Source organism: Runella rosea (assembly GCF_003325355.1).
In the GTDB taxonomy this organism is placed as follows: domain Bacteria; phylum Bacteroidota; class Bacteroidia; order Cytophagales; family Spirosomataceae; genus Runella; species Runella rosea.
Map to the genome: position 1 here is coordinate 3,823,313 of NZ_CP030850.1, position 24,192 is coordinate 3,847,504.

Consider the following 24,192-nt stretch of genomic DNA (forward strand, 5'->3'; position numbering starts at 1 on the left):
AGCTCCTTTTTTATAATTCAACTAAAAGATAATCAAGTCTCTATTAATCTTCAAGACTATTTTTTCACTGCCATCACCATCTTAATATCAAGCTTGGCACCTACTGCCAGCACGTCTATTAAATCTTGTACGGAAATACTTTGGTCTACCTGAAGAATGATTGTTTTTTCCTCAACTCCCGCAAAAGTAGACGCTAGAACGCTTTCCAACTGCTCTTTAGGCAATGGCTCACGGTCGAGGAAATAATTTTTTTCTGCATCTACCGAGAGAGTAGTCTGCTTTTTCTGCATTTGTTGGGTAGCCGATGCCTTTGGGAGCATCAACTTAATCACATTGGGGTTCACCATCGTCGAAATAATCAGGAAGAACAACATCAAGAAGAACATGATGTCGTTCAGCGATTGGGTGAACACTTCGGGGGCGAATCTAGCTTTACGGCGGATTTTCATAGTTCAGTCATTTCGGTCATGCATTATTTATCATGAACGACTCGTAATGGGTTTCTGTAAAACGTCAATAAAATCAAACGCCCCGGCTTGAAGTTTTAATGCAATGCGGTCAATCTTCATGTTCAACAAGTGATAGCCCATATACGCCACCAAACCTACAATCAGACCTGCGCCAGAAGTCACCATTTTCTCGTACATCCCGCTCGCAATGGTGCTGATGTCGAAATCATTAGACAATGAGATGCTATAAAAGATGTTAATAATCCCTGAGATTGTTCCTACGAAACCCAACATCGGCGCAATACCCGCAATCACCCCAAGGTAGGCAAGATTGCTTTCCATGCGTGAAATTTCGATATGACTGGCATTTTCGATGGTACTTTCGATGTCTTTGATGGAATAGCCAATACGCCCAACGGCTTTTTCAAAAATTCGTCCCGCGGCGGAGCGTTGATTACGACACAATGATTCGGCAGACTTGATATTTCCTTGCTGCACAAAATCTTTCATGTTATCAATAAAACTCTCTTCGAGTTTTCCGTTGGAATTGATGGCCAACCAACGTTCAAAAATCAAAAAAAGCGTCAGGAAGAACATAATCAGGAGGGGAATCATCACCCAGCCTCCTTTTAATAATAAATCGAATAACGAGATTCCTTGGGCAGAAGTAGCAGAGGTAGCTACGGAGTCAACGGCAGTTTGCGCTTGGAGTAAAATCATTACTGGTTTGGTTTTTGCTGTGTCAAAAACGGAATGGATTAAAGGAATATTGTTTATAAGGGCCAAATATACGAATTTCTAACCGTTACGGTCAAAAATACCTATTAAGACCGCGGCTAATACATAACGAGTAAAACCTACATTATAAACGAAAAATGTGGCAACACATTGGTATTTTTCAACGTCTATTGCCTTTTTTATTCAGTATTTAAAAAAATGACATTCAGGATGAGCGAACCTTCGACCATCAATCAAAAAAACAGGCCGTTTGTTCGCTTTACCGGACATCCCACCCCGCACTATCACAAAGAAGAAACTGGTTTACTTAACTCTGTCGACTGCGTTATTTTTGGATTTTACGGCACCGAACTCCATCTTTTATTGCACCGTTTCCCTTACGAACCTTTGGTTGGGCATTGGGCGCTTTTGGGTGGTTTTGTGCACCCAGAAGAAAGCATTGACGACGCAGCGCGCAAAACCGTGGTAAAACTTACTGGCCTTCAGGATGTGTACATGGAACAGGTATATACGTTTGGAGATGTGTATCGGGTTCCTACCGACCGGGTCATCACTACCTGCTACTACGCCCTTATTGAAGTAGAACCCACCCTCAATCAACTCTCACACGAATACGGTGCCACTTGGCAACCGATTTCGAAGGTACTTCAGTTGGAATTGGTGTATGATCACTTTACGATGTTTGAGAAAGCACTGGAACAACTTCGCCGAAAAGTGCGCTACCAACCCATTGGCTTTGAACTTTTACCCGAAAAATTCACCATGTTGGAGTTACGAAATCTCTACGAATCCATTCTAGGACGTCCGCTCGACAAGCGTAATTTCAGCAAAAAAATCCTAAACATGAATTTGCTGGTTAAGCTCAAAGAAAAGCAAAAAGGCACTTCACGGCGAGGAGCGTACTTTTTTCAGTTTGACGAAAAACGCTACCAAGAGCTGGTTTCTAAAGGTTTTTTGTTTGAAATATAAACGCTACCGAAACAAGTTGCCCCAATTGTCAGACATATCGTTTGTTTTGTCAAAACCTTCAACCCACGCAAGAAAAAGCAGTCGAAACTCCTCGATAGCGTCGCGAAGTACCTGAAGATAACGCACGTCTTTAAAACCAAGCATTTTCAGGCCCGAAGTTTGAGCCAGCAGGTTGCGCGCATGGATTTTGATTAATACCGCATTTTCCATACGCAGACTGTACAAATCTCCCCCTTCTGCCCCTGCAATTTTGGCACAAATGATACTCGCATCTTCAAACAACATACTGCGATAATGAGCGATAAACGCGTCATCGTCGTCAATTAATTCGACAAGCGAATCCACAATATCGAAAATCTCCCGTGCTTTTTTCATAATCGGCAGGTTATCTACCCGCTCATTTTCCCGCTGAAATTCTCGCCGCGATTCTTCCGAATTGAAATCCTCCTCGTTAAATCCAAAATCCTCCTCGTCGTCATTGTCAAAATTATCCATGTTGGTCATGATTTTATGGGCTGCAATTTCTAAAACTTTTGTTATGGAAGCAAAATGAAAGACTTTTTGTAAATTGAAAGCGTAAACTTTCCAATGCCCACTTTATGAACAAATTTTTCATCAACTTACTGGCCGTATGTATCGGCTTTTCTGCTTTTGGTCAAGAAGTAAGAGAAAACAAAGGCTTTTACCAGTTTCTCACCGACGACCCCAACCAAAAACCATTTTATTCAGACCGTCAGGGAGTTATCGCTTCCAATGGCATGGTGGCCACGGCTCATCCAGAAGCCTCAAGAGTGGGAGCCGAAATTTTAAAAAAGGGAGGCTCTGCCGCCGACGCGGCCGTGGCGGTTCAGTTTGCACTGGCGGTAGTACACCCTTCAGCGGGCAACATCGGAGGGGGCGGTTTTTTTGTGTATCGTTCCAAAAAAGGCAAGAACTACACCCTTGATTTTCGCGAAAAAGCGCCCATCCAAGGCCACAAAGACATGTATTTGGATGCCCAAGGCAACGTAATCCCAGGGTTAAGCATGACAGGCCACCTAGCAAGCGGGGTTCCAGGCTCGGTAGACGGCATGGTGCAAATCCACGAAAAATTCTCAAAACTTTCTTGGGCTACCTTACTACAACCCGCCATTGATTTGGCAGAAAAGGGCGTCATTCTTACCACTAAAGAAGCAACGGGTCTCAACCGCATCAAAGGCGATTTAGTAAAAATCAACGCAGATACTACGTATTTTCGGCGGATGGATGGCCGCGATTGGCAAGCAGGTGATACACTTATTCAGGCAGATCTGGGAAAAACATTACGTCGGATTCAACAACACGGACGGGCTGGCTTTTATGAAGGTGAAACCGCGGATTTGCTCGTGGCCGAAATGCAGCGCGGCAAAGGGTTTATTTCGGCCGAAGACTTAAAACAATACCAAGCCGTTTGGCGTAAACCGCTCGTTGGCAAGTACAAAGACTACAAACTCATCACGATGCCGCCCGTTTCGAGTGGTGGCGTGGCTTTATTACAATTGATGAAACTGGTTGAACCTTATCCTCTCAAACGTTGGGGATGGCATTCAGACTCTACCCTTCAGGTCATGATTGAGGCCGAGCGTCGCGTTTATGCCGACCGTGCCAAGTTTTTGGGCGACCCTGATTTTGTGAAAGTACCCATCAAACAACTCATCGCTTCCAACTACCTGAAAAATCGCTGGAAAGATTTTGACTTTGCCAAAGCAACCGATAGCAAGGCCATCAAAGGCGGCGACATTTCGGGCTATGAAAGCATGGAAACAACGCATTTTTCGATTGTTGATAATGAAGGCAACGCTGTTTCGGTAACGACCACCCTTAACGGAGGCTACGGTAGCCGCGTGATTGTCAAAGGAGCGGGCTTTTTTATGAACAATGAAATGGACGATTTCAGCATCAAACCGGGCGTTCCTAACATGTTTGGGTTGATTGGCAATAAAGCCAACGCCATTGCTCCGGGCAAACGAATGTTATCTTCCATGACTCCCACGATTCTCGAAAAAGGCAAAAAATTATACATGGTTGTCGGAACACCAGGCGGGTCAACCATCATCACATCAGTCTTTCAAACCATCCTGAATGTAGTAGAGCATGGCATGACCATGCAGCAGGCCGTAAACGCGTATAAGTTTCACCATCAGTGGCTTCCCGACAAAACCACGTTTGAAAACGGAGCTTTTACGGATGGTGTTCTGCAACGGTTGCTCTCAAAATCATACATTCTTGAAATGCAACGCAACACCATCGGTCGCATGGACTGCATTTTGGTACTGCCCGACGGTCGCCTCGAAGGTGGCTCTGACCCCCGGGGCGATGATACGAGTGTTGGCTACTAAATCCTTCAAATGCGCCTCCATTATCAAACCTACGGCGATGGCCCACGGCCTATTTTGGCATTTCATGGCATAGGACAAGACCATCGCTGTTTTTTGCCTTTGGTCAATGCCTTGAAGAAACAGTACACGTTTTACCTTTTTGATTTACCATTTCACGGAAAAAGCCCCGCCATGGATACCGAAAAACTGTCCATGGCGGAGTGGCAAGATACGATAGAAGTCTTTTTGGCTGAAAACCACTTGCAAACTTTTTCGGTATTAGGCTTTAGCATGGGAGGGAAATTTGCCTTGGCTACGCTACAACTATTCCCAAACCAGATTATCTCCTGCTGGCTATTGGCTCCCGATGGAATTACCGAAAGCCCGTGGTATCGGTTGGCTACGCGATTTTGGCTAACAAAAAAACTCTTTAAATTCGTTGTTGGGAATGTCGAACATTTTAAAAAGTTGGCTTACCCATTTCTGAAATTAGGGTTGGTGGAGAAGAGCGCAGTAAAATTTGCCCAGTCCACGCTTGCCACTGCCACCCAACGCGAGCGCATTTACCGCTCATGGGTAGGCTTCAGCACCATCCAGCCCGATATACCCGCAGTAGCGAGTATCATTCTCAAATACAAAATTGATTTAAAGCTATTTTTGGGGCGTTTTGATGCGGTATTACCCGCGTCTTACGTGCAGCCTTTAATAAAACGCCTGCCAAATTCAACGCCAATTATTCTAAAAACGGGGCATCACCGTTTGATTGAAAAAGTAGCGGAGTGGTTCGTTCAAAACCCTCCTTTTACGACCCAAAGCCCGTAATCATTCCAAGTCTACCGTTTAACAAATACTCGGATAAGGCCAATCACAGAGACAATCACTAGAATGATCACTACCACCCGGCTAGTTATATTTTCGTTGGGATTTTCAATCAATTGACGTAATCCTTTTGCTTCGAGTCCGACCCAAACTGCCAACGCCGTGCGGGGAATCATGCCAAGGAAACCGCCCAAAATGACGTTGGAAAAGCGTATTTTCAATAGCGAGAATATAAGATTGGTCAACGCAAACGGAACAACGGGGGAGAGTTTGGTAAAAAAAACGAACTGTAATTCATCTTTCTGAATACGATTCAGCAGCGAAGCTACCCGGGGGAAATGCGAAAGATAACGCAGTAACACCTCACCATTCAAACGTTTGGTGATCTCGTACACGAGGGCAATGGCCGCTAGATTGAGCAAAATCAACGGAACCAATGCCCACCATCCCAAAAAATAGCCAAAGGCAAAAGCCAGCAAAGTAGGCGGAATTAATGCCAAAGCACAAGCCAAGGCACATACAACACTCACAACTGCCCAATCCTGTAGATTAAAACTTTCAATAAGAGCTTCATTTCTGATAATCCAAGCTCCTAATATCGAACTCGTGATGAAGGGCAATACTGTTAAAAAAAAAGCCGAGAGACTCGGCAGTAAAGGTGTTTTTTGTGTTGACATGGCCCGTAAGCTACTTAAGAGTTGAAGGTTAGAAAACACGCTAGGCTCCCTAACCTTTAACTCTTATTGTTGTTTATTAAGCATAGGTATTCAACATCACGGGCATGACCAGCATCAGAATATCCTCATCATCTTCTTTCTCCAACGGCACCACAAGCCCTGCGCGATTAGGTGCCGACAACTCAAATGATAACGTACTTGTATCTAAGTTATTCAGCATTTCAATTAAGAACTTGGCGTTGAACCCAATCTCCATTTCATCTCCGTTGTATTCACACAACAGGCGCTCATTGGCTTCATTAGAATAATCTAAATCTTCGGCCGAAATAACAAGTTGGTTTGGTGGCGTCAGTTTCAATCGAATTTGGTGCGTAGTCCGGTTTGAGTAAATCGAAATACGACGCAACGAATTCAGGACCTCACCACGACTGATGGTCAACACGTTTGGATTATTGGTTGGAATCGCGTTTTCGTAATCAGGAAAGCGCTCATCAATCAACCGGCAAATCATCCGAATATTGGCAAAACTAAAAAAAGCGTTGGCTTGGCTAAATTCCGCTTTGACGGGTACACTTTCCGAAGGGAGCGAAGTTTTCAACAGGTTCAACGCTTTCCGTGGAATAATCATGGTGGTATCGACCAACGATTTTACATCATATCGACGATAGCGAATGAGCCGGTGGCCGTCGGTGGCTACAAACGTGGCGTAATCAGCGCCAAGTTGCAAAAATACCCCTGTCATAGCAGGACGCAGCTCATCGGTACTGGTCGCAAAGAGCGTATTGGCAATGGCATTTGAAAGGGCATGAGAGGATAACTCAACCGAAAATGCCCGATTGACCGAAGGTATCTTTGGAAAGTCGATAGGATTCTCTCCCGAAAGTTTATAGCGACCATTGTCAGAGATAATTTCAATGCCAAAGGTATCACCATCTATGTTGAGCGTAATCGGCTGCTCTGGCAAGCCACGCAGGGTATCTAAAAGCAGTTTGGCAGGAATCGCAATCGCTCCTTTATCAGATGACTCCACTGGTAATTCCGTTACCATCACCGTCTGCAAATCAGACGCTGTAACAGTAAGCAGGTTGTTATCTAGCTGAAAAAGAAAATTTTCGAGAATAGGAACAATCGGATTAGTGGAAACGACGCCGTTAATCGCTGCGAGTTGTTTAAGCAAAACCGACGACGATACAGTAAATTTCATAGCTAGGAAAATATTTATTTGTTAACAAATTTAGCAAAGATACGGCTAAAGTCAAACTATTTATGCCGGATTGTCCTATCTCTCAGGTAGAAATCTACCAAGACCAACGCGGCCATGGCTTCCACGATGGGCACTGCTCTTGGCAACACACACGGGTCGTGCCTTCCCTTGCCCTGTACCAAAATTTTCTCTCCTTCACGGTTGACACTTTCTTGCTCCTGCATGATGGTCGCTACGGGCTTAAAAGCCACGTTAAAGAAAATATCTTCGCCGTTCGAAATTCCGCCCTGAATCCCTCCTGAGTGATTGGTACGGGTACGTACTCTGCCGTCCTCGTCGGTGTAAAAAGCATCGTTGTGTTCAGAGCCCAGCAATTCTACGCCCGCAAACCCACTCCCGTATTCAAATCCTTTGACGGCATTGATGCTAAGCATTGCTTTCCCAAGCTCTGCATGAAGTTTATCAAATACTGGCTCGCCCCATCCTACTGGAACACCTTTAAGCACACAGCTTACAATACCACCGATGGAGTCGCCCTGCTTGCGAATAGCATCAATAAAATCAAACATCTCCTGTGCCATCACTGGGTCGGGACAACGAACGGCGTTTGAGTCGGTCAGTGATAAATCGAGTTCGTGATATTCTTTCTCCAATTTCAACTTTCCAACCTGCGAAACATACCCCTGCACCGTTACACCGAGGTCAGCAAGTACTAGTTTTGCCAAGGCTCCCGCAGCGACTCTGGCCGCCGTTTCGCGGGCTGAACTACGCCCTCCGCCCCGATAATCTCGAACCCCATACTTGGTTTGATAGGTAAAATCTGCATGCGACGGCCGATATTGGTCGGCAATGTGTGAATAATCCTTACTGCGCTGATCTTCGTTCCAAATCACCATTGAGATGGGTGTACCAGTTGTCTTTTCTTCAAAAACCCCTGATAAAACCTGCACCGTATCAGCCTCGCGGCGTTGGGTTGTGATACGCGATTGACCAGGTTTGCGACGATCTAATTCCTGCTGAATAAATGCCAAATCAAACGTTACGCCCGCAGGGCATCCTTCTACTACTACCCCAATGGCCGCGCCGTGTGATTCGCCGAAGGTGGCTATTTTAAATATTTTTCCGTACGTACTGCTCATTATTTTCTAAACATAAAAATCATTACAATCAACATTATTACAATTAAGATGTTGGCAATATTGCGAATAATGGTCTGGTAATCAACCACTGGTTTCATACTGTCCCATTGCTCTATGCCATTATAAACCGACTCGGCATCTGAAGTCAACAATTGTGTATTCTGCACATTTTCTCCAACAATCGCCAGATTCAGTGTTGAACGCAGCGTATCATATCTTTGCTTCTGCGGGTTAAAATAGACCCAAAACACCAAATTGTTTAAGGAAAAATTACCGCTTTGTTTTGGAATCACCTGATACTGGAACGTTTTTGCCCCAGAAATTCTGTTTTTTTGTCGCACTATATTATTTTCTATATCAGGCGGGTATACATCAAATAATGCCATATTCGTAAAAGTTGGTTCACGAATGGATTGAATATTTCCTTCGCCCACGATACTGAAATTATACCGATAACTGTTTCCCGTTTTAAGTTGACTACTGTTAATTCTTTCCTCTAACCTAAAATTTCCAACGATGACCTGATTTCCCAAGGGATGAGGTGGGAGACTCATGATTTCTATCGTGAGCGGTTTGGATGCATAGGTTTTTAACGCTACCACATCTTTTCCTTCTTCCGACTTCGTTATCATTTTCATCATCCAGCCCACGGAAGGAAGTCTAATGGATTGGTTATTTAGAGGAAAAAATGAAGCTTGATAAATCCGATACTCCGTAAATCGTTTTCCATTAATGGTTATCGGAATGTCAGGAATTTCCTGAATACCGAAATTCTCTTCCCAACAGTTGGCGGGCTTAAGTAGTTTGAGCACTTTTTCCAACTGCTTTTCTACTTCATAAAAATCCATTTCTGCGGCATTGTTCTCAGAAACGAGTAAGGAAAGCCGCAAATTAAAGCCCTGTTGCACATATACCCGCTTTTTATCTACACTAACTGCCAAAAATACTCCTTGTGAAGCCTCTTTTTCCAATTCTGCACTTATTTCAGCCGATTCTTGGGATATTTCTTCCGTCTCTTCCTCAGTGGCAGATTCCACCGTCACGGTAGTCCCCTCGGAGCGCAGGATTTGTTTATTTACTAAAATTTCTAGTGAGCCTATTGTGAACGTACCTGTTTTTACCGGGTAATAATTTTGTGAGATGGTGTAAGTCACGATGGTTTTTCCACCTACTTGATTTGTAAGGCTTGACCGCGAACTTTCTCGTTTTTGAAAATTTTTGATATTATCAGGGAATGAAATCAATGGCACCTGTTCAAGACCCGTTACTTTGACTGATATGGTAAAAGGCTCCTGTACGTTAATTTTTGTACCGCTAAATTCAATCTCAAAGGGGTTTTCAGCCACCTGCGACTGAGCTATGGATATAGTCCAAAAAAAAATCAAAAAAAGTATATATCTGTTTTCTTTTTTCATCGTTATATTTAATGCAAAATTAACAGACTCGTACGACATAATACCTACACCCAGTTCGTTAATTTACCAAAGGTCCATCCTCTTATCCATTTCTTTAAAATTATGAATCTACTATGGCGACTATGTTAGAGTTTATTAAGACTGTGCTTGTGAAAGTAAGTTTTGACAAAAAGCTGTTTGAAAAAGAGTTGCGCAAGGCACTGAAGGTATTATTGCCCGAAGATGTAAAACGGCTTAAAACGTGGTGTTACGAACATTTTAATGAAAAATACCACGTTGTATTAAATCAGTATTTTAGTAGACATCAATTGGCCCTTTAGTTTTTAAGCGCCACAAAAAAGCCCCTCGTGATCGACACGAGAGGCTTTTTTTATACATAAGGGTTTTATGCTTTTTTCTTCACTGGAGGCTTCGCTGCTGGTTGTGCAGGCTGCTCTGGTGCGGGAGGGTTCAGGAAGTCATTCGCTACTTTATTACCTGGATCAATTTCCAGTAGTTTAGTAAACCATTCCTTCGCTTTCGCTTCATCCTTCAGCGTAATCACACTGTATGCCCCAAGTACTTGATAAAACAGCTTGAAGTTGGCCTTTATAGCATCATCCATTGGAGCCGCAGAAGCAAGCTTGATATAGTTTTCCATGAGCGGAATCGCAATACCATTTGTCATGGCTTCTTCACGGGTGTAGGCAAAGTAATTAGCTTTTGCCCGTTGGCCGTGAGCATACAGATAATCTGGTTTACGCTCGATCATTTTTATATACAATGAATCTGCAGCCAAGAAGTAATTCCTCTTTTTCTCACGCAAGGCAAGAGAGTCAGGCCCCGAAGCAAACGTTCTGTTGGCCACGTTGTACAAAGGTAAAGAGAGGTTTACAAAATCCTGCAATCCAGGTGTTTTCTCACGAGCGATTACTTTCTTATAATAAACAATTGCTTTTTCGTAGTCTTTTGCAGCATTATAGAAAGCGGCGATTTCTTTGTAACCGTTGTCGACGGTATCCATTTCTGCTGCTTTCTCCAAATTCGCAACGGCGGCGGCGGTATCCGCTGGAGAAACACGCAACATCGCATTTCCAAGGTAACGATAATCGTTATCAATTGCTTTTTGTGGTGCCTGTTTCAAAAACTTATTCAGGTTTTCGATGGCTTTCTCATACTGATTTTCTTTGTACGCGGCCCATCCCATCATACGATACAACACATCGCTGGTGCGACCACTGCTCATTACTTTCGCAATTTTCGAGTTTACTTTTGAGAACTCTTCCGCTACGAAGTTAAACTGCGCACTACGCAATACTTCATCATCTGAAGCACAAGCCGTAATCTTTTCTATGTAAGCATCCATATAACGTGATGCCTGCTTATATTGACGAACATAGAAGTATAGCTCCGCGTATTCTTTGTTGGCAGGGGCATAATCAGGGTCGACTTCAATTGCTTTTTTAAAGTTGGTTTGTGCCAATTCATAATTGCGGCCACCCCAATAAATTTTAGCAACTTTAGCGAAAGCTTTTCCTAAGCCTGGCGTAACATTAATGGCATCCTCATAGGCCGATACTGCGGGTCCTGCTTCACCTTTAATATAAAAGGCATCTCCTTTGGCCATGTAAACTTCCTGATTTTTATCTCCGCCTTTCAGCATCAATGCAATGGCAATATCAGCTAATTCTACGGCTTTGGCTGGATCAGTTGTTTTGTAGATAGGTTTCATTGAATCTATCACCACATAGCCAGTATACGCTTCGCTGATACGTTGCAGTACATTTACATTCTTGTTTTTGGTTGCCTTCAGCACTTCGGCAAAAATCGTTTGGGCGCCTGTACGGTCACCTTGGGCCAAAGCAACAGCTCCCATTCCTACCTTATTGAGGTTTTCTTTGCTCTTGGGGTCTGCGGCTAAGCCTTTTTCAAATGCAGCTTTTGCGAGATCAGGCTGCTTGGTGCGGAGGTAGTAGTAGCCTAAGTAGAACTGGTTGTCAGCAGAAGGGGTGGCAGTGGCCAACTTCTCAAATGTTTCTTTCGCCAAGCAAGCCTGGTTGCCGTCCAATTGCTTTAAACCGGTGGCGATGTCTTGAGCAGAAGTCTGACTGTAGACAAACGCACTTGCTGCAAACGCTACCAACCACGATTTGAATCTAATGTTCATCTTTCAGTAGGTTGAAAATGGAGGTGATATAAAAAAAAGTTTAAATGACTCAAACAACGGGTAACAAAACTATGAAATTGTTAGATAACCGAAAAATTTTATATTTCTTTCTTTAAAATTACTTCACGATTAAATGGTTTTGCGGGCCAAAGACCGCACTTTTCAATAACTAAACTCCCCACATCCCGCATAATATAATTGACCAATCCACTCCCTAAACCCGAATGCATCTCACGACTTATAACGTACACTTTCCGATGCAGCGGGTATCTTCTCCACTTTAAATCATCTTGAAAGGGCTGATAATAATCTTCTTTGGCAGGATTGGGCTTCTCAGCTACTCCCATTACCCGCAGCCCTTGCGAAAGTTCGGCCGTAAGTGGAGCCTCTCCGTCACTTATCCAACTTACCCCAATAAACCCTAGAGCATTGGGGTGTTGCTTTACATATTCTATGACTTTTTTGTTTGACCCTGCCGAAAAAATATTAAGCCCTTTCACATCCGACAGGCCAAATTTTTTCATGATAAAATTAAGATTACTCGAATTGGCATTGTCAAATACCAAAACAATATCCTCAGCATGATTAGCACTTCCAAGCTGCCCCCACCTTTTGATTGTTCCTTTAAATATCCCAGATATTTGGTCTAGTGTAATCAGTGTATCGGGATTAGAACGGTTTATTAATAATGCAACGCCATCCGTGGCAATATGCTGAGGGTTGTATTTTATTCCTTTGGATTTAAAAACCTTCTGTTCCTCGGCCGTAAACTCACGGGTCACAAATGCTAGACGAGCGCTGTCTTTCAACATAAAAGCCGCCGCCTGATGTTCAGGAAGGTAACGAACATCAAAATGCGTTTCTGGAAAGGTATGCTCATAAGCCTGATAGACTTGATCAAGCATTGGTTGGAGAGACTCATCCGCAGTAATGGTAACCCGGCCGTGAGACGTTGAATCTTCAGGTCTCTTGCAGGAAACTATCCAAAGCACAGAAAGTATAAAGAATGAGGCTCTAAACATCTTCATTTTGGTACTGAATATATCCACGATAAAATCGATATCCACCATACACGACCAGCATTCCCCCAAATAGGTACCTGATTAATCCGGAAGGTAACATCCCAAAAGTAGCAGAGGAGGCCACCAAAAAGAGGCCTCCTCCGAAATATGCCAGCCCTATACTCATCGAAAGTATCGACGAAAGTTGCCGGTAAAATGGTTTACGCTTCATGCTACTTATTCCAATACAAAACTGATTGGTAAGTTGTATTTTACCCGCACGTTACGGCCAGACTGTTTCCCTGGCTTCCATTTAGGCATACCTTTTACAACTCGAATAGCTTCTTCGTCGCAGCCGAATCCCAAACCTTTGAGCACTGCAATATCCTGAATACTACCATCCGTATTTACTACGAATGTTAAAAATACTCTTCCAGATACGTTAGCACGGGATGCAGCAGGGGGATACTTGATATTTTTACCTAAGTATTGCCCGAGTGCACTTAATCCTCCTGGGAATTCTGGGTTTTGCTCTACGACTTGGAACACTTGTTCTTCAACAGGAGCTGCTTCTACAACTTTCACCTCTTCTTTTACAGGAGCGGTTTCTTCAGGGGCGATAATTGCCTCTTGGGCATTCTCATCACCTTCCTGTGTTTTGTCAGCAACTACTGCCTTTTCAAGTTCTTCCACTACTGGAGGTGGCGTTTCTTCTGGTACTTCTTCATCTTTCTTCACTTCAGGAGGAAGAAATTTGATGGTAGCCACTTTTGGCACCTCAATTGGCGGAGGTGGCGGCGGAGGTGGCTCGTTAGGGTCGATTGGCGGTGGCGGAATCTTCATCAGGTCAATTTCCGACATGAATTGTTCTTCTTCTTTCTGCGGAATCAGACTGATGAGGGCCGGAGAAAGCATGGCCAATACAAACAGACCGATACCAATAAACATGGATTTGGTCAGCGTTGGACGGTATACTTTTCTCAGGTCATACGCACCATACGCTTTATTGCGGTTCTCGAAGATAATATCGTCGAGAGTTACCGCGGATGCTTTATTTTCAGCCATTGCGTTTGGTTATTTTTTTAATAAAATAAAATACAATTATTCTGCTTTGTCTCCTAAAAGCTCTTTCTCAGCAGTCGTAAGTGCATCTACGAGGGCGTAACGTTTACTTCTTGTTACTGCCATCTCATCAAGAGCGTCTACCATATTTTTGTAGGTACTACTCTTTAAAGGTTTGATAACGACTACAAATTGACTTAAGCCTTTATCATCTTTTCCGTGTTCACGGTCTACCTGTGCCTGTGATTGAAAAATCAACGTACGCAAATCAGGACCAAAAGAGACTTTTTTCAAGTCGGTTTTGGCTTTGTCGTCATCAGCCGCAATCCGATCAAGAGCCCATACGGTATTGTCTTTTGCCAAGAACAACGTCAATACTTTGGAGGCCTTTAGCGGTTCTGATTGCTGTTCTTTTACATCTGTCTGCTTATCAGGCACCGCTAACGACATCGAAGAAGGCTTGCTAAGCGTAGTAGCCAAGATGAAGAACGTAATGAGCAGGAAGCCCAAGTCCACCATCGGAGTCATATCTACGCGTGTAGAGGCTTTTTTACTGCGGACTTTCTTATCACCGTGTCCGCCACCACCACCTTGTGCTATATCTGCCATTTCTTAAAAGATTTTTAATAGTGGTTTGGTTAATTATTCTGCTTTCCAGCCAGCGGGGGGAGCCTCCGTTCCTGTAATCAAGTTAAACTTGTTGATGTTTTGTGCCTGTAAAGAGCCCATTACATCCTTAAATACAGCAAACTTAGCAACGTTATCACCTTTGATAGCGATACGAAGCTGGGGATTGGCACGGCGTGCTTGGTAAATCCACTTAGCCAACTCGTTTTGTGAAGTTGAGTCAGTTGGAATACCCGGTTGTGGCACATCCTTCATTTTATCAGGATTAGTCACACCTACGTTAAGCCACTGAGGTAAAGAACGGATTGGAACACCGAAGTTAGCTTGGAGAGAGAATACTTTTTTCTGTTTGTCAGTAAATTGTACTCCTTCTGTTTGGGTAATATTATCCAGCATAGCGAGGCGCGTTTGCTGGTTATCCACTCCAAAATAAACTTTTCCGTCTTTGCCTATGCTAATAATCATAATGTCCTTATCGGGAACTTTGATAGCCGATATAGACGAGGGCGTTTCGATGGTTGCCGCATCTTGTGCTTTGAACTGAGCCGTCAAGATAAAGAAGGTCAGCAGCAGAAAGGCTACGTCACACATCGCCGTCATGTCCATCATCGGATAATTCCGCTTGGGTTTTAGAGCAGGCATATTACTTTCGTTTTAAATTGACAATACAAATGTAGAACACGAACAAATACAAAGCAAATATTTATATATAATTTTTTTATATATAACATTTACTCCATCAACTCTTAGTTATGAGCTGAGAAATTTTGCTGGATGCTCAGACCGATTTCGTCAATTTTGTAAGTCAACGTATCAATACGGCTTGTAAAGTAGCTGTACATGATTGTAGCAATAGCCGCAGTACCGATACCGAGAGCCGTGTTTACAAGTGCTTCAGAGATACCTGTTGCAAGAGCACCAGTATCAGGAGCACCAGTGTTACCCATAGCGGCAAACGCACGAATCATACCCAATACCGTTCCAAGAAGAGCCGTCAAGGTAGAAACAGACGCCAAGGTTGCGATAATGGTTAAGTTTTTCTCAAGCATAGGCAACTCAAGGCTGGTTGCTTCTTCAACTTCTTTCTGAAGAGCCGCCAATTTTTGATCTTTGGTCAGTTCGGTTTCTGTACGAAGCTCGATGAACTTGTGAAGCGCTGTTTTAACAACGTTACCAACTGAACCTTTTTGTTTGTCACACTCTTTGATAGCCGCTTCAATTTCATTTTTGTCAAGAAGGGCTTTCACTTTGCGAACAAACTCATCAATTGAACCTGAACCATTGGCACGGCCAAGGATAAAGAAACGCTCAATTGAGAAAACCAATACCGTTAAGAAACAGGTAAACAACAAAGGTACGATAGGTCCCCCTTCATAAACGATACCGAAATAATCACCTGATTTTGGCCCTTTTTCGTGGTCTCCGTCTACAAAGTGACTAGGGTCACCGCAGATAAACGTATAAACGAGGTAAGCGATAACCAATAATACAGGAATGACCAGAATGGGGTTAAGACCACCAGCTGATTTTTTGGGAGCGGCCGCCTTGGCCGGTGCGGGAGATGTAGCCTTCTTTTCCATCAGACTTACTTTTAGGGTTTAATTGAAAAATAGTTTAAGTGTTTGCGCTGTAAAGAAAACGAAAATTTTAAACGGTTAATGCTTTAACCAAGAAAATTTTTGTTGGTGATTTCTTAAAATACTTATAAAAAATGCGGTACAAAGCTATAAGATTTCAGAAAAAAAACTGTCAAATTGATTGTTAGTTTTTTTTATTTTTTTTTAAATCCTTCCCATTTAATCAACCGTTAAATAAGAAAATCTTTCTTCCTAAGGACATTTTACCGATTGCTCTCTCAAACGTAACTGCTGTATTATCAAGCAAAATACTTAGTTTGACAATAATATTAGGTACAATTTCCAAAGCTTATTCCAAAGTAATTGGCAATCACATTTTACTCTATTTAAATTTTCTACCTCCCCGAAAAAACCTAAGAAGTTTCTTTGAACACCCAAGCCCAAGGGAGGCGCTGATGGTTAAAATTAAATAAAAAAATCTGGCAGCAGTTCGCTGTCATTCACTTCAGTGTACTTGTACTTGTCGAAATTTGTGACCCCACTCTCACGCAAGACCTCTTCATCAATGAAAAAATTGCCTGTACACTCGCGGCTGTCTCTACTCAAAACAGCATAGGCAGCATCGGCCATAATTTCTGGTTTTCGACATCTTTGTATGGATTGCTCTCCTCCCAAAAGATTCCGAACTGCGGCCGTTGCAATGGCAGTTTTAGGCCACAGCGCATTGAAAGCCACCCCTTGCTTACGAAACTCTGACGCCATCCCCAATACGCACATGCTCATCCCAAATTTGGCCATGGTATAGGCTACATGAGGAGCAAACCAACGAGCTTCCATGTTGAGCGGCGGCGACAGATTCAATACGTGGGGATTGGCCGCTTTGAGCAGATAAGGCAAACAGGCTTTGCTGGTAAGAAAGGTGCCTCGGGTATTGATTTGATGCATTAGATCATACCGCTTCATATCGGTCATTAGGGTTGGAGTCAACTGAATTGCGCTGGCATTATTGACCAGAATATCAATTCCGCCAAAAACCTTTACGGCTTCTTCAACCGCATCATATACCTGTTGTTCTTCACGAACATCCACAATTAAGGGCAAAGCTTTGCCTCCAGCAGCCTCAATTTCCGCCGCCGCCGTGTAGATGGTCCCTGGTAACTTGGGATGGGGTTCTGTCGTCTTGGCAGCAATGACGACATTGGCTCCCTCCTGCGCCAAACGCAGCCCAATAGCCAGTCCAATACCTCGGCTTGCGCCCGTAATAAAGGCCGTTTTTCCTTGAAAATGGTTCATGTTTTGGTAAATAGTAAGGGTTTTATCGCAATTATGAAAGTACTATTGGCACGATTTATGATTTGAAATCTAAACAATGTTTACACGAAGGTAAGTGACCTCAATTATAGAAAAAATATAATTCTACATTGAGTCTAAAAATCAAAGTATGAAATTACGCTCGACATCATATCTGGTTATAATAGCTGTCCTGTTTAGTTACCATACCTCAGCAACAGCGCAGGAAAATTGTGACAGTTTAGCCGCGCCTACCATCAGTTGCCAAAAACAAGTCAGTTGTGCAGGGCAACCGGTAGTGTTAAAGGCCACAGGATGTGATGGAACTGTTGAGTGGTCAACTAAAAAGACGGGAGCAACTCTAACTGTTTATCCGACTCAAACGACGACATTCAAAGCGGTGTGTCTAAAAGGAGCGTGTAAAAGCAAAGCCTCAAATGAGCTGGTTATTACGGTCTCCACTCCCGCTACTCCAGTTGTTGAGGCTACAAAAACTAAGCTCTGTTTCGGTGATTCTGTTAAACTAACCACAAAAGGATGCTCTGGTGAGGTGATTTGGTCTAACGGGATGCTGGGGAGAGAAATTGTTGTTTATCCAGTATCAACTGCTAAATACACCGCGACATGTCGTACCGAAGGATGTGTCAGTTGTTTTGCGGATGATATCATTGTTACGGTTATGGGGGGGGAACCTTTAGGGTTAAAAGCATCCCAACCCACTATCTGCGAAGGACAGAGTACTATTTTATCAGCCACGGGCAACTGTGCAGGGCAAATAAAATGGTCAACAATGGAAACGGGGAGCGCCATTACGGTCAAACCCAACCATACAACTGAGTACTGGGTCCTTTGTGAAACAGACGGGTGCGAGCCCGTCAAAAGTACCCTGACTATCCAAGTTGCGCCTCCCAAACCACCCTTGTTAACATCCACGAAAAGCGCCGTTTGCATTGGCGAAAGTCTAACAATTACGGCCGAAGGTTGTTCAGGAATCATCAAATGGAGTACGAAAATGGAAGGACAAACCATCCATGTTTCTCCAACCGAAACAACCTCCTACTCAGCAATTTGTGAGCAAGGCACCTGCCAAAGCAATTTTTCTTCTCCTATTATAATATATACCAAAGGGTCCACGCCTGCCAAACCTCAGACTGTACAGGAATTAAAAAATGAATGCCCTTATACAACCGTTGATTTATCCTCTGCTATTACAATCAAAGCAGTGGCAGGTGTTTACCATGAGGCCCACACTAGCGACTCTCCCGCTTCTCCATTAGTCTCGGAAGTGGGGGCCATTGCGGAAAGCCGTACCTTCTACCTGTTTGCCCGAAATAAAGAAGGTTGCTACAGTGAAGCAACTCCTGTCACAACAACAATTAACGCCTGTCAGAATGCCTTGCCGATTTGCAGTACGAATCCTGCAACGGCTGCAATTGTTAAAACTGAACTGACGACAGCGGGCAATTATCTACTGGAAGGCAAAACTGGGGGCGTCGCTGCCACGGGTCAATGGAAAACCAACGGTACAGGAGTCTTCAATACGACGATTGGGCTATCGGTGATTTACACTCCATCCCCAGAAGACCGTCAGGCAGGAAAGGTATCTATTCATTTTTCTAGCGACGACCCTGACAACGAAGGCCCCTGCCAAGCAGGTGTGGATGTGAAGGAATTGGAAATTAAGGCCGCACCATCGTCTCCCAAAGAAATTATCGGCGTCAATAAATTACTAAATGGATGGTCACGGCTTTCGGCACAACTATTTGAAATTGAGTACACTATTCAAATTGTCAACATGGGCAAGAACGAACTCAAGCGAATCGAACTCATAGACAGCTTAGATCAGGTTTTCAAAAATGGCGCAATTATTGTAGGCAAACCAATAGTAAAGGCCATTGACCTTGTTTCAGCACTTACCATTGACACCGCTTACACAGGACAAAACGGTCACTACAGCCTCTTGACGCAGGAATCTGGCTCTTTGTTGTCAGGGCAAACCTTTAGTGTAACCCTTAAAGCAGTCATCAATACAGCCAATGCAAAAGACAGTTTATTTTATAATACCGCCTATGCACGGGCCGAAGATGTAAATAGGAATTTTTGTACTGACCAATCGACCAATGGAAATTGGCCTGACCTTAATCAAAATGAAGACCCAACCGACGATTCAGTGCCTACCATTGTGGCGCTAAATACTTTGAAAGATGCTGGGAATGACTTATTTCTTCCAGAAGGATTTTCGCCCAACTCTGATGGTATCAACGATTTTTTAGTGGTAAAAAAACCAATGGGCCTCACCGCCTTGTTAGAAGTGTATAACCGATGGGGTGGTCTTGTGTACCGAAATGAAGATTATAAAAATGATTGGAACGGGGGTATTAACTCCCAAAATAATATCTCTACTGGCACTTACTTCTACATTATAAGATTAAGTGACGGACGGGAATTTTCGAAATTTTTAACAATAAATCGCTAAAACCCATTCGTTAAAACAATATCTCAATTAGCTGATATGCAGGGGACTTAAAAGCATATACCCATGATGATTAAACTTAAATATTTTTGTTTGGCACTACTTTTCTCCGCCGTTACACTGGCACAAACTCCAGGGAGAGAATCGTTATTACAGCAAGCCAACCGGCACTTTGACACCCAAGCCTATGCCAAAGCAGTAGCTCTATATCAGGAGATACTGAGTCAAAATCTATTACCTATTCCGCAGCGCCAACAAGTACTATTGAACTTAGCTTCATCTTACTTCAATCTTGGAGACAACGTAAAATCGGAAGAATTTTATAAAACCATCCTCAGCGAAGGCTCTCTTAGTGAGTTGCCCGCGTCCCACTATTTAAATTTTGCAAAAGCGCTTGCCAATAACGGTAAAATGCAGGAATCCGAAAAATATTACGACCTCTATCAAAGCCATAAACTGGCCGAAACTCAAAAAAATCAGGGCGTAGAAAACTATACTAAGAAGCGCATCACGTATCGTCTCGACTACCTTGCCATCAATACCTCCAACGCCGAGTTCAGTCCCATGTATTACAAAGATGGGTTGGTGTTTGTTTCGGGGAAAGCCGCTGGTGCAGTTTCTTCAGAATCTACCGAAAAAGGATATTTAGATTTGTTTTTTGTCAATAAAGAAAGTGAAATCAGAGCCTTGACTACCCTGAATGCTGATGGAACAGAAGCTGAAATAAAAGAGGCACGCCAGCTACCCGCTCCCACTCAACCAAGAAAGCTTGGCAGCGACTCATATACAAAAAGTACCTCCAACGATTCCCCTACCGTTGGTTCTTACAGCGGCTATGGTTTGAACGACGAATCAACCGGAGGGCAAAAGTCAGCGACTAAATCAGGAAAAGCTGTTCCGTTTAGTAAGGAATTGAATACAAGATTTCACGAAGGCCCAGTTACGTTTTCGACCGACGGCTCCCAAATAATTTTTACGCGCAATAACTTTAACGAAGGCCAAAAAGGAGTAAGCGACGATAATAATATAAAACTCAAACTGTACAGTGCGCGGTGGGGAAATGGCGACTGGACGAATGTGCAGGAACTGCCCTTCAACAGCAACGATTATTCTACTGCCCATCCTTCTTTGAGCAAGGACGGCTCGCTACTGTATTTTGTCTCAGATATGCCCAAAGGAATGGGCGGCAAAGATATTTACGTATCGCGGTATGATAATGGACAATGGTCAACCCCTATTAATCTAGGAAAAGAGCTAAATACAAAACAGGATGAGGTTTTTCCTTTTGTCGACGCCCGTGGAAATCTGTATTTCTCAACCGCTGGCCGCAAAGGAGGCTATGGTGGCTTGGATTTATATTATGCAGTACTGAGTAAAGACGGCACAAAAGTCATTGAAGTGATTCATTTAGACGCTCCTATCAACTCCAAAGCCGACGATTTTGGGCTCATCACTGATGCCGCCCGAACGACAGGCTATTTCAGCAGCAACCGCCGCGAAGGAGATGACGATATTTATCGCTTCACGCGTGAGAGTTCCCTGTATGAATGTCGCGAGTTACTGGTAAGGGTCTTTGATAACCAAACCCAACAGCCTCTCGACAGTGCTACTATTACCATTAAATCAAAATCAGAAAGCCCAGAAGCTGATAAACCGTTGCAGACCGACGCCAACGGCTGGGCCCATTTATGCCTCGCTTCCAACAACGATTTTATCTTTAATATTTCTAAAAATGGTTATTTAGACAACACAATCGGTTTCTCGACCCGCTATTTGACCGACGATAAACCAACGCGCTTGGAATTGGGCATGGAGACATTTACTCCCAGCAATATTATATCTACGGCAACTACCGAAACCGCATCAAAAAAGATACCAATAGGAGATGAAGTTTCGGACTTAAAGCACTCTCGGGTGAGGGGAATCGTACGCACAGAAACCGACCGACAGCCAATCGAGGGGGTTTTGGTCAAACTACGAAACGAATGTGATAAAAAAATATACGAATCTATTACTGGCCCCGACGGGCGTTATGATTTTGAGATTGCGGAGGGGTGTGATTATACTTTGATTTATTCCAAAGATACCTACGGAACAAATACCGTTAAGATTAACAGAGTTCCCAAAAAAGCCGAACCCAAAGTGCTTTCCAAAGACATTGGACTTCTGAAAAAGGGCGATATTGTCAAACTTGACAATATTTATTACGACCAAGGCAAAGACGGAATTCGTCCGGATGCAGCTCGTGAATTGGAGAAGGTAGTTGCTACCATGAAACGTTATCCTTCTCTGCAGGCCGAAATCCTCTCCCATACCGACAGCCGAGGCGATGCCAACTTCAACCTGGTTCTTTCGCAAAAAAGAGCGCAAGCGGTTGTTGACTACATGGTTTCAAAAGGCGTTAGCCGAAATAGACTAAAACCCACCGGAATGGGCGAAAGTACCCCCGTCAATGGTTGTGTTGATGGTGTTATTTGTACGGAAGCTGAGTATCAGAGAAATCGCCGTACCGAGTTTAAAGTACTAGAAATCAGATAAATAAATGTTTTTAATTTAAAAAGAGGGGCCTAGTCTGGGTCCCTCTTTTTCTTTTTTATTGAGCCTAATCCATAAAACGCCTATTTTTGAGGTTTCGGTCCATGTATTTACTTTTTTGCAAAGACCCCAAACCATAAAGACTCAACAATGGGCTTCCGCTCTTTTCTCAGCAAACCGCTCGCAAAATACATTTTTAACAGTCAGCAAAACTGGATGTATAACGCCCCAGCCGCCCAAAATCAATGGCGCACAAAATTAGTCTCAACTGCCGCAAGTACGGCTTTTGGGCGCGATCATTTTTTTAAGGATGTTGCATCATACGAGGATTTTAAGCAGGCCGTTCCCATTCGGGATTATGAAGACTTAAAAGGATACATCCAACAGATAATCGACGGTCAGGAAAATATTTTATGGCCTGGGAAACCTATCTATTTTGCTAAGACATCGGGCACCACATCAGGGACAAAATACATCCCAATCAGCAAAGATTCTATCTCGAATCATATCAATTCCGCCCGCGACGCGCTGCTCAACTATATTCATGAAACTGGCAAAGGGGCATTTTTGGATAACAAACTCATTTTTTTATCGGGCAGCCCCGTGCTAGATACCAAAGGAAGCGTGCCCACGGGGCGGTTATCGGGCATTTCTAATCATCATGTCCCTGCCTATCTGCGTACCAATCAACTACCAAGCTACCAAACCAATTGCATCGAAGAATGGGAAGAAAAATTGGAACGGATTATTGACGAAACCATTTCGAAGCCCATGTCACTCATTTCGGGCATTCCCCCGTGGGTACAGATGTACTTTGATCGCATCATTGCCCGAACTGGAAAACCCATCAAAGATGTTTTTCCCGAATTTCAACTCTTTGTTTACGGAGGGGTCAATTTTGAACCTTATCGGGCCAAGTTGTATGAGTCTATTGGAAAAAAAATAGACTCCATTGAGATGTATCCTGCCTCAGAGGGCTTTATTGCCTACCAGGATTCTCAGTATGCGGAAGGTCTGTTATTGTTGGCTGATACGGGTATTTTCTACGAGTTTATTCCTACGGAAGAGTTTTTTAACGAAAAACCAACACGTTTGTCGCTGGAAGAAGTCGAAGTAGGCAAAAACTACGCCCTCATTATCAACAATAACGCAGGCCTTTGGGGCTATTCTATTGGTGATACCGTTAAATTTGTTTCCAAAGACCCTTATCGTCTGTTGGTCACGGGGCGCATCAAGCATTTTATTTCTGCTTTTGGAGAACACGTCATTGGTGAAGAAGTGGAAAAAGCGCTCAAATACGCCATGGAACGGCAGCCCGAAACTGAAGTTGTAGAGTTTACGGTAGCTCCGATGGTGACCCCGAGTGAGGGACTCCCCTACCATGAATGGCTCATTGAATTTGCAACTCCCCCCAACGATATAGAACGTTTTTCGCTCGATATCGACCATCGGCTCGCGGAATTAAACGTTTATTATGACGATCTCGTCTCAGGTAGCATTTTGCGGCCTTTAAAAATCACAACATTGGCAAAAAATGCCTTTATTGACTATATGCGCTCACAAGGCAAATTAGGAGGACAAAATAAGGTTCCCCGCTTAGCAAATGACCGAAAAATTGCTGATTCCCTGTCAATAAGCTAACAAAATTTTCTCTAAATCTTCATTGCCTAAGCCGTCTTATACGACGGCTTAGCTGTTTTATGCCATCAATTATTTGTTGATTTCTTCCGAATAC

Annotated in this window: 22 protein-coding genes; 7 read left to right on the plus strand and 15 right to left on the minus strand. The window is 43.4% G+C overall.

Annotation, left to right across the window (positions count from 1 at the left end):
• Positions 1-56: 56 nt before the first annotated feature.
• Together DR864_RS16005 and DR864_RS16010 are read right to left on the minus strand one after the other, a co-directional pair.
• Positions 57-449: an ExbD/TolR family protein gene (locus DR864_RS16005; protein ID WP_114067930.1), complete on the minus strand. Its 393-nt coding sequence runs from the start codon at positions 447-449 to the stop codon at positions 57-59.
• 30 nt (positions 450-479) lie between these two features.
• Positions 480-1,169 carry a MotA/TolQ/ExbB proton channel family protein gene (locus DR864_RS16010; protein ID WP_114067931.1) on the minus strand — a complete coding sequence of 230 codons (690 nt, stop codon included), beginning with the start codon at positions 1,167-1,169 and terminating at the stop codon, positions 480-482.
• Positions 1,170-1,397: 228 nt separating this feature from the next.
• Here DR864_RS16010 and DR864_RS16015 point away from each other — a divergent pair, with 228 nt between their 5' ends.
• On the plus strand, positions 1,398-2,156 hold the full coding sequence (locus DR864_RS16015) for an NUDIX hydrolase (RefSeq protein WP_114067932.1): 759 nt from the start codon (positions 1,398-1,400) through the stop codon (positions 2,154-2,156).
• A 3-nt stretch (positions 2,157-2,159) separates the two neighbouring features.
• Here DR864_RS16015 and DR864_RS16020 read toward each other — a convergent pair whose 3' ends face one another.
• Positions 2,160-2,651 (minus strand): hypothetical protein, encoded by a 492-nt coding sequence (locus DR864_RS16020; RefSeq protein ID WP_114070312.1) that lies wholly within the window; start codon positions 2,649-2,651, stop codon positions 2,160-2,162.
• A 104-nt stretch (positions 2,652-2,755) separates the two neighbouring features.
• On the opposite strand from DR864_RS16020, the gene ggt reads away from it, so the two are divergent.
• Positions 2,756-4,513, plus strand: coding sequence for a gamma-glutamyltransferase (gene ggt, locus DR864_RS16025; protein WP_114067933.1), 1,758 nt, complete (start codon positions 2,756-2,758; stop codon positions 4,511-4,513).
• Between the two features lie 9 nt (positions 4,514-4,522).
• Entirely contained in the window at positions 4,523-5,314 is a 792-nt protein-coding gene (locus tag DR864_RS16030) for an alpha/beta fold hydrolase (RefSeq protein WP_114067934.1), read from the plus strand.
• Positions 5,315-5,325: 11 nt separating this feature from the next.
• Here DR864_RS16030 and DR864_RS16035 read toward each other — a convergent pair whose 3' ends face one another.
• The 4 genes from DR864_RS16035 to DR864_RS16050 all read right to left on the minus strand — a co-directional run bounded on the left by DR864_RS16035 (position 5,326) and on the right by DR864_RS16050 (position 9,746).
• Complete coding sequence (locus tag DR864_RS16035) at positions 5,326-5,988, minus strand: TVP38/TMEM64 family protein (RefSeq protein ID WP_114067935.1); 663 nt, start codon at positions 5,986-5,988, stop codon at positions 5,326-5,328.
• 76 nt (positions 5,989-6,064) lie between these two features.
• Positions 6,065-7,192, minus strand: a complete 1,128-nt coding sequence (dnaN, locus tag DR864_RS16040) for a DNA polymerase III subunit beta (protein ID WP_114067936.1) — start codon at positions 7,190-7,192, stop codon at positions 6,065-6,067.
• A 56-nt stretch (positions 7,193-7,248) separates the two neighbouring features.
• Complete coding sequence (gene aroC, locus DR864_RS16045) at positions 7,249-8,331, minus strand: chorismate synthase (RefSeq protein WP_114067937.1); 1,083 nt, start codon at positions 8,329-8,331, stop codon at positions 7,249-7,251.
• The gene (locus DR864_RS16050) at positions 8,331-9,746 is read right to left on the minus strand and encodes a BatD family protein (RefSeq protein WP_162793878.1); all 1,416 of its coding nucleotides are present in this window, start codon (positions 9,744-9,746) and stop codon (positions 8,331-8,333) included. Before DR864_RS16050 ends, aroC begins: the two co-directional genes overlap by 1 nt.
• A gap of 113 nt (positions 9,747-9,859) precedes the next feature.
• On the opposite strand from DR864_RS16050, the gene DR864_RS16055 reads away from it, so the two are divergent.
• The gene (locus DR864_RS16055) at positions 9,860-10,066 is read left to right on the plus strand and encodes a hypothetical protein (protein ID WP_114067939.1); all 207 of its coding nucleotides are present in this window, start codon (positions 9,860-9,862) and stop codon (positions 10,064-10,066) included.
• Positions 10,067-10,131: 65 nt separating this feature from the next.
• Here the strand turns inward: DR864_RS16055 and DR864_RS16060 are convergent, their stop codons facing one another.
• The 8 genes from DR864_RS16060 to DR864_RS16095 form a co-directional block, all read right to left on the minus strand.
• A complete protein-coding gene (locus DR864_RS16060) occupies positions 10,132-11,892 on the minus strand; it encodes a tetratricopeptide repeat protein (protein WP_114067940.1) in 1,761 nt (586 codons plus the stop codon).
• A 98-nt stretch (positions 11,893-11,990) separates the two neighbouring features.
• Positions 11,991-12,962, minus strand: coding sequence for a PstS family phosphate ABC transporter substrate-binding protein (locus DR864_RS16065; RefSeq protein ID WP_114067941.1), 972 nt, complete (start codon positions 12,960-12,962; stop codon positions 11,991-11,993).
• Positions 12,907-13,125, minus strand: a complete 219-nt coding sequence (locus DR864_RS16070) for a hypothetical protein (RefSeq protein ID WP_114067942.1) — start codon at positions 13,123-13,125, stop codon at positions 12,907-12,909. The genes DR864_RS16065 and DR864_RS16070 overlap by 56 nt, the downstream gene beginning before the upstream one ends.
• Before the next feature lie 5 nt (positions 13,126-13,130).
• Positions 13,131-13,958, minus strand: a complete 828-nt coding sequence (locus DR864_RS16075) for an energy transducer TonB (RefSeq protein WP_114067943.1) — start codon at positions 13,956-13,958, stop codon at positions 13,131-13,133.
• A 36-nt stretch (positions 13,959-13,994) separates the two neighbouring features.
• On the minus strand, positions 13,995-14,564 hold the full coding sequence (locus DR864_RS16080) for an ExbD/TolR family protein (RefSeq protein ID WP_114067944.1): 570 nt from the start codon (positions 14,562-14,564) through the stop codon (positions 13,995-13,997).
• A 33-nt stretch (positions 14,565-14,597) separates the two neighbouring features.
• Positions 14,598-15,224, minus strand: coding sequence for an ExbD/TolR family protein (locus tag DR864_RS16085; protein ID WP_114067945.1), 627 nt, complete (start codon positions 15,222-15,224; stop codon positions 14,598-14,600).
• Positions 15,225-15,328: 104 nt separating this feature from the next.
• A complete protein-coding gene (locus DR864_RS16090; RefSeq protein ID WP_114067946.1) occupies positions 15,329-16,162 on the minus strand; it encodes a MotA/TolQ/ExbB proton channel family protein in 834 nt (277 codons plus the stop codon).
• A 462-nt stretch (positions 16,163-16,624) separates the two neighbouring features.
• On the minus strand, positions 16,625-17,452 hold the full coding sequence (locus DR864_RS16095) for an SDR family oxidoreductase (RefSeq protein WP_114067947.1): 828 nt from the start codon (positions 17,450-17,452) through the stop codon (positions 16,625-16,627).
• Between the two features lie 148 nt (positions 17,453-17,600).
• On the opposite strand from DR864_RS16095, the gene DR864_RS16100 reads away from it, so the two are divergent.
• From DR864_RS16100 to DR864_RS16110, 3 genes are all read left to right on the plus strand, one after another.
• Positions 17,601-19,925, plus strand: coding sequence for a T9SS type B sorting domain-containing protein (locus DR864_RS16100; RefSeq protein WP_114067948.1), 2,325 nt, complete (start codon positions 17,601-17,603; stop codon positions 19,923-19,925).
• Between the two features lie 63 nt (positions 19,926-19,988).
• Entirely contained in the window at positions 19,989-22,460 is a 2,472-nt protein-coding gene (locus tag DR864_RS16105; RefSeq protein ID WP_114067949.1) for an OmpA family protein, read from the plus strand.
• Positions 22,461-22,607: 147 nt separating this feature from the next.
• Positions 22,608-24,098, plus strand: coding sequence for a GH3 auxin-responsive promoter family protein (locus tag DR864_RS16110; RefSeq protein ID WP_114067950.1), 1,491 nt, complete (start codon positions 22,608-22,610; stop codon positions 24,096-24,098).
• Positions 24,099-24,192 lie beyond the last annotated feature (94 nt).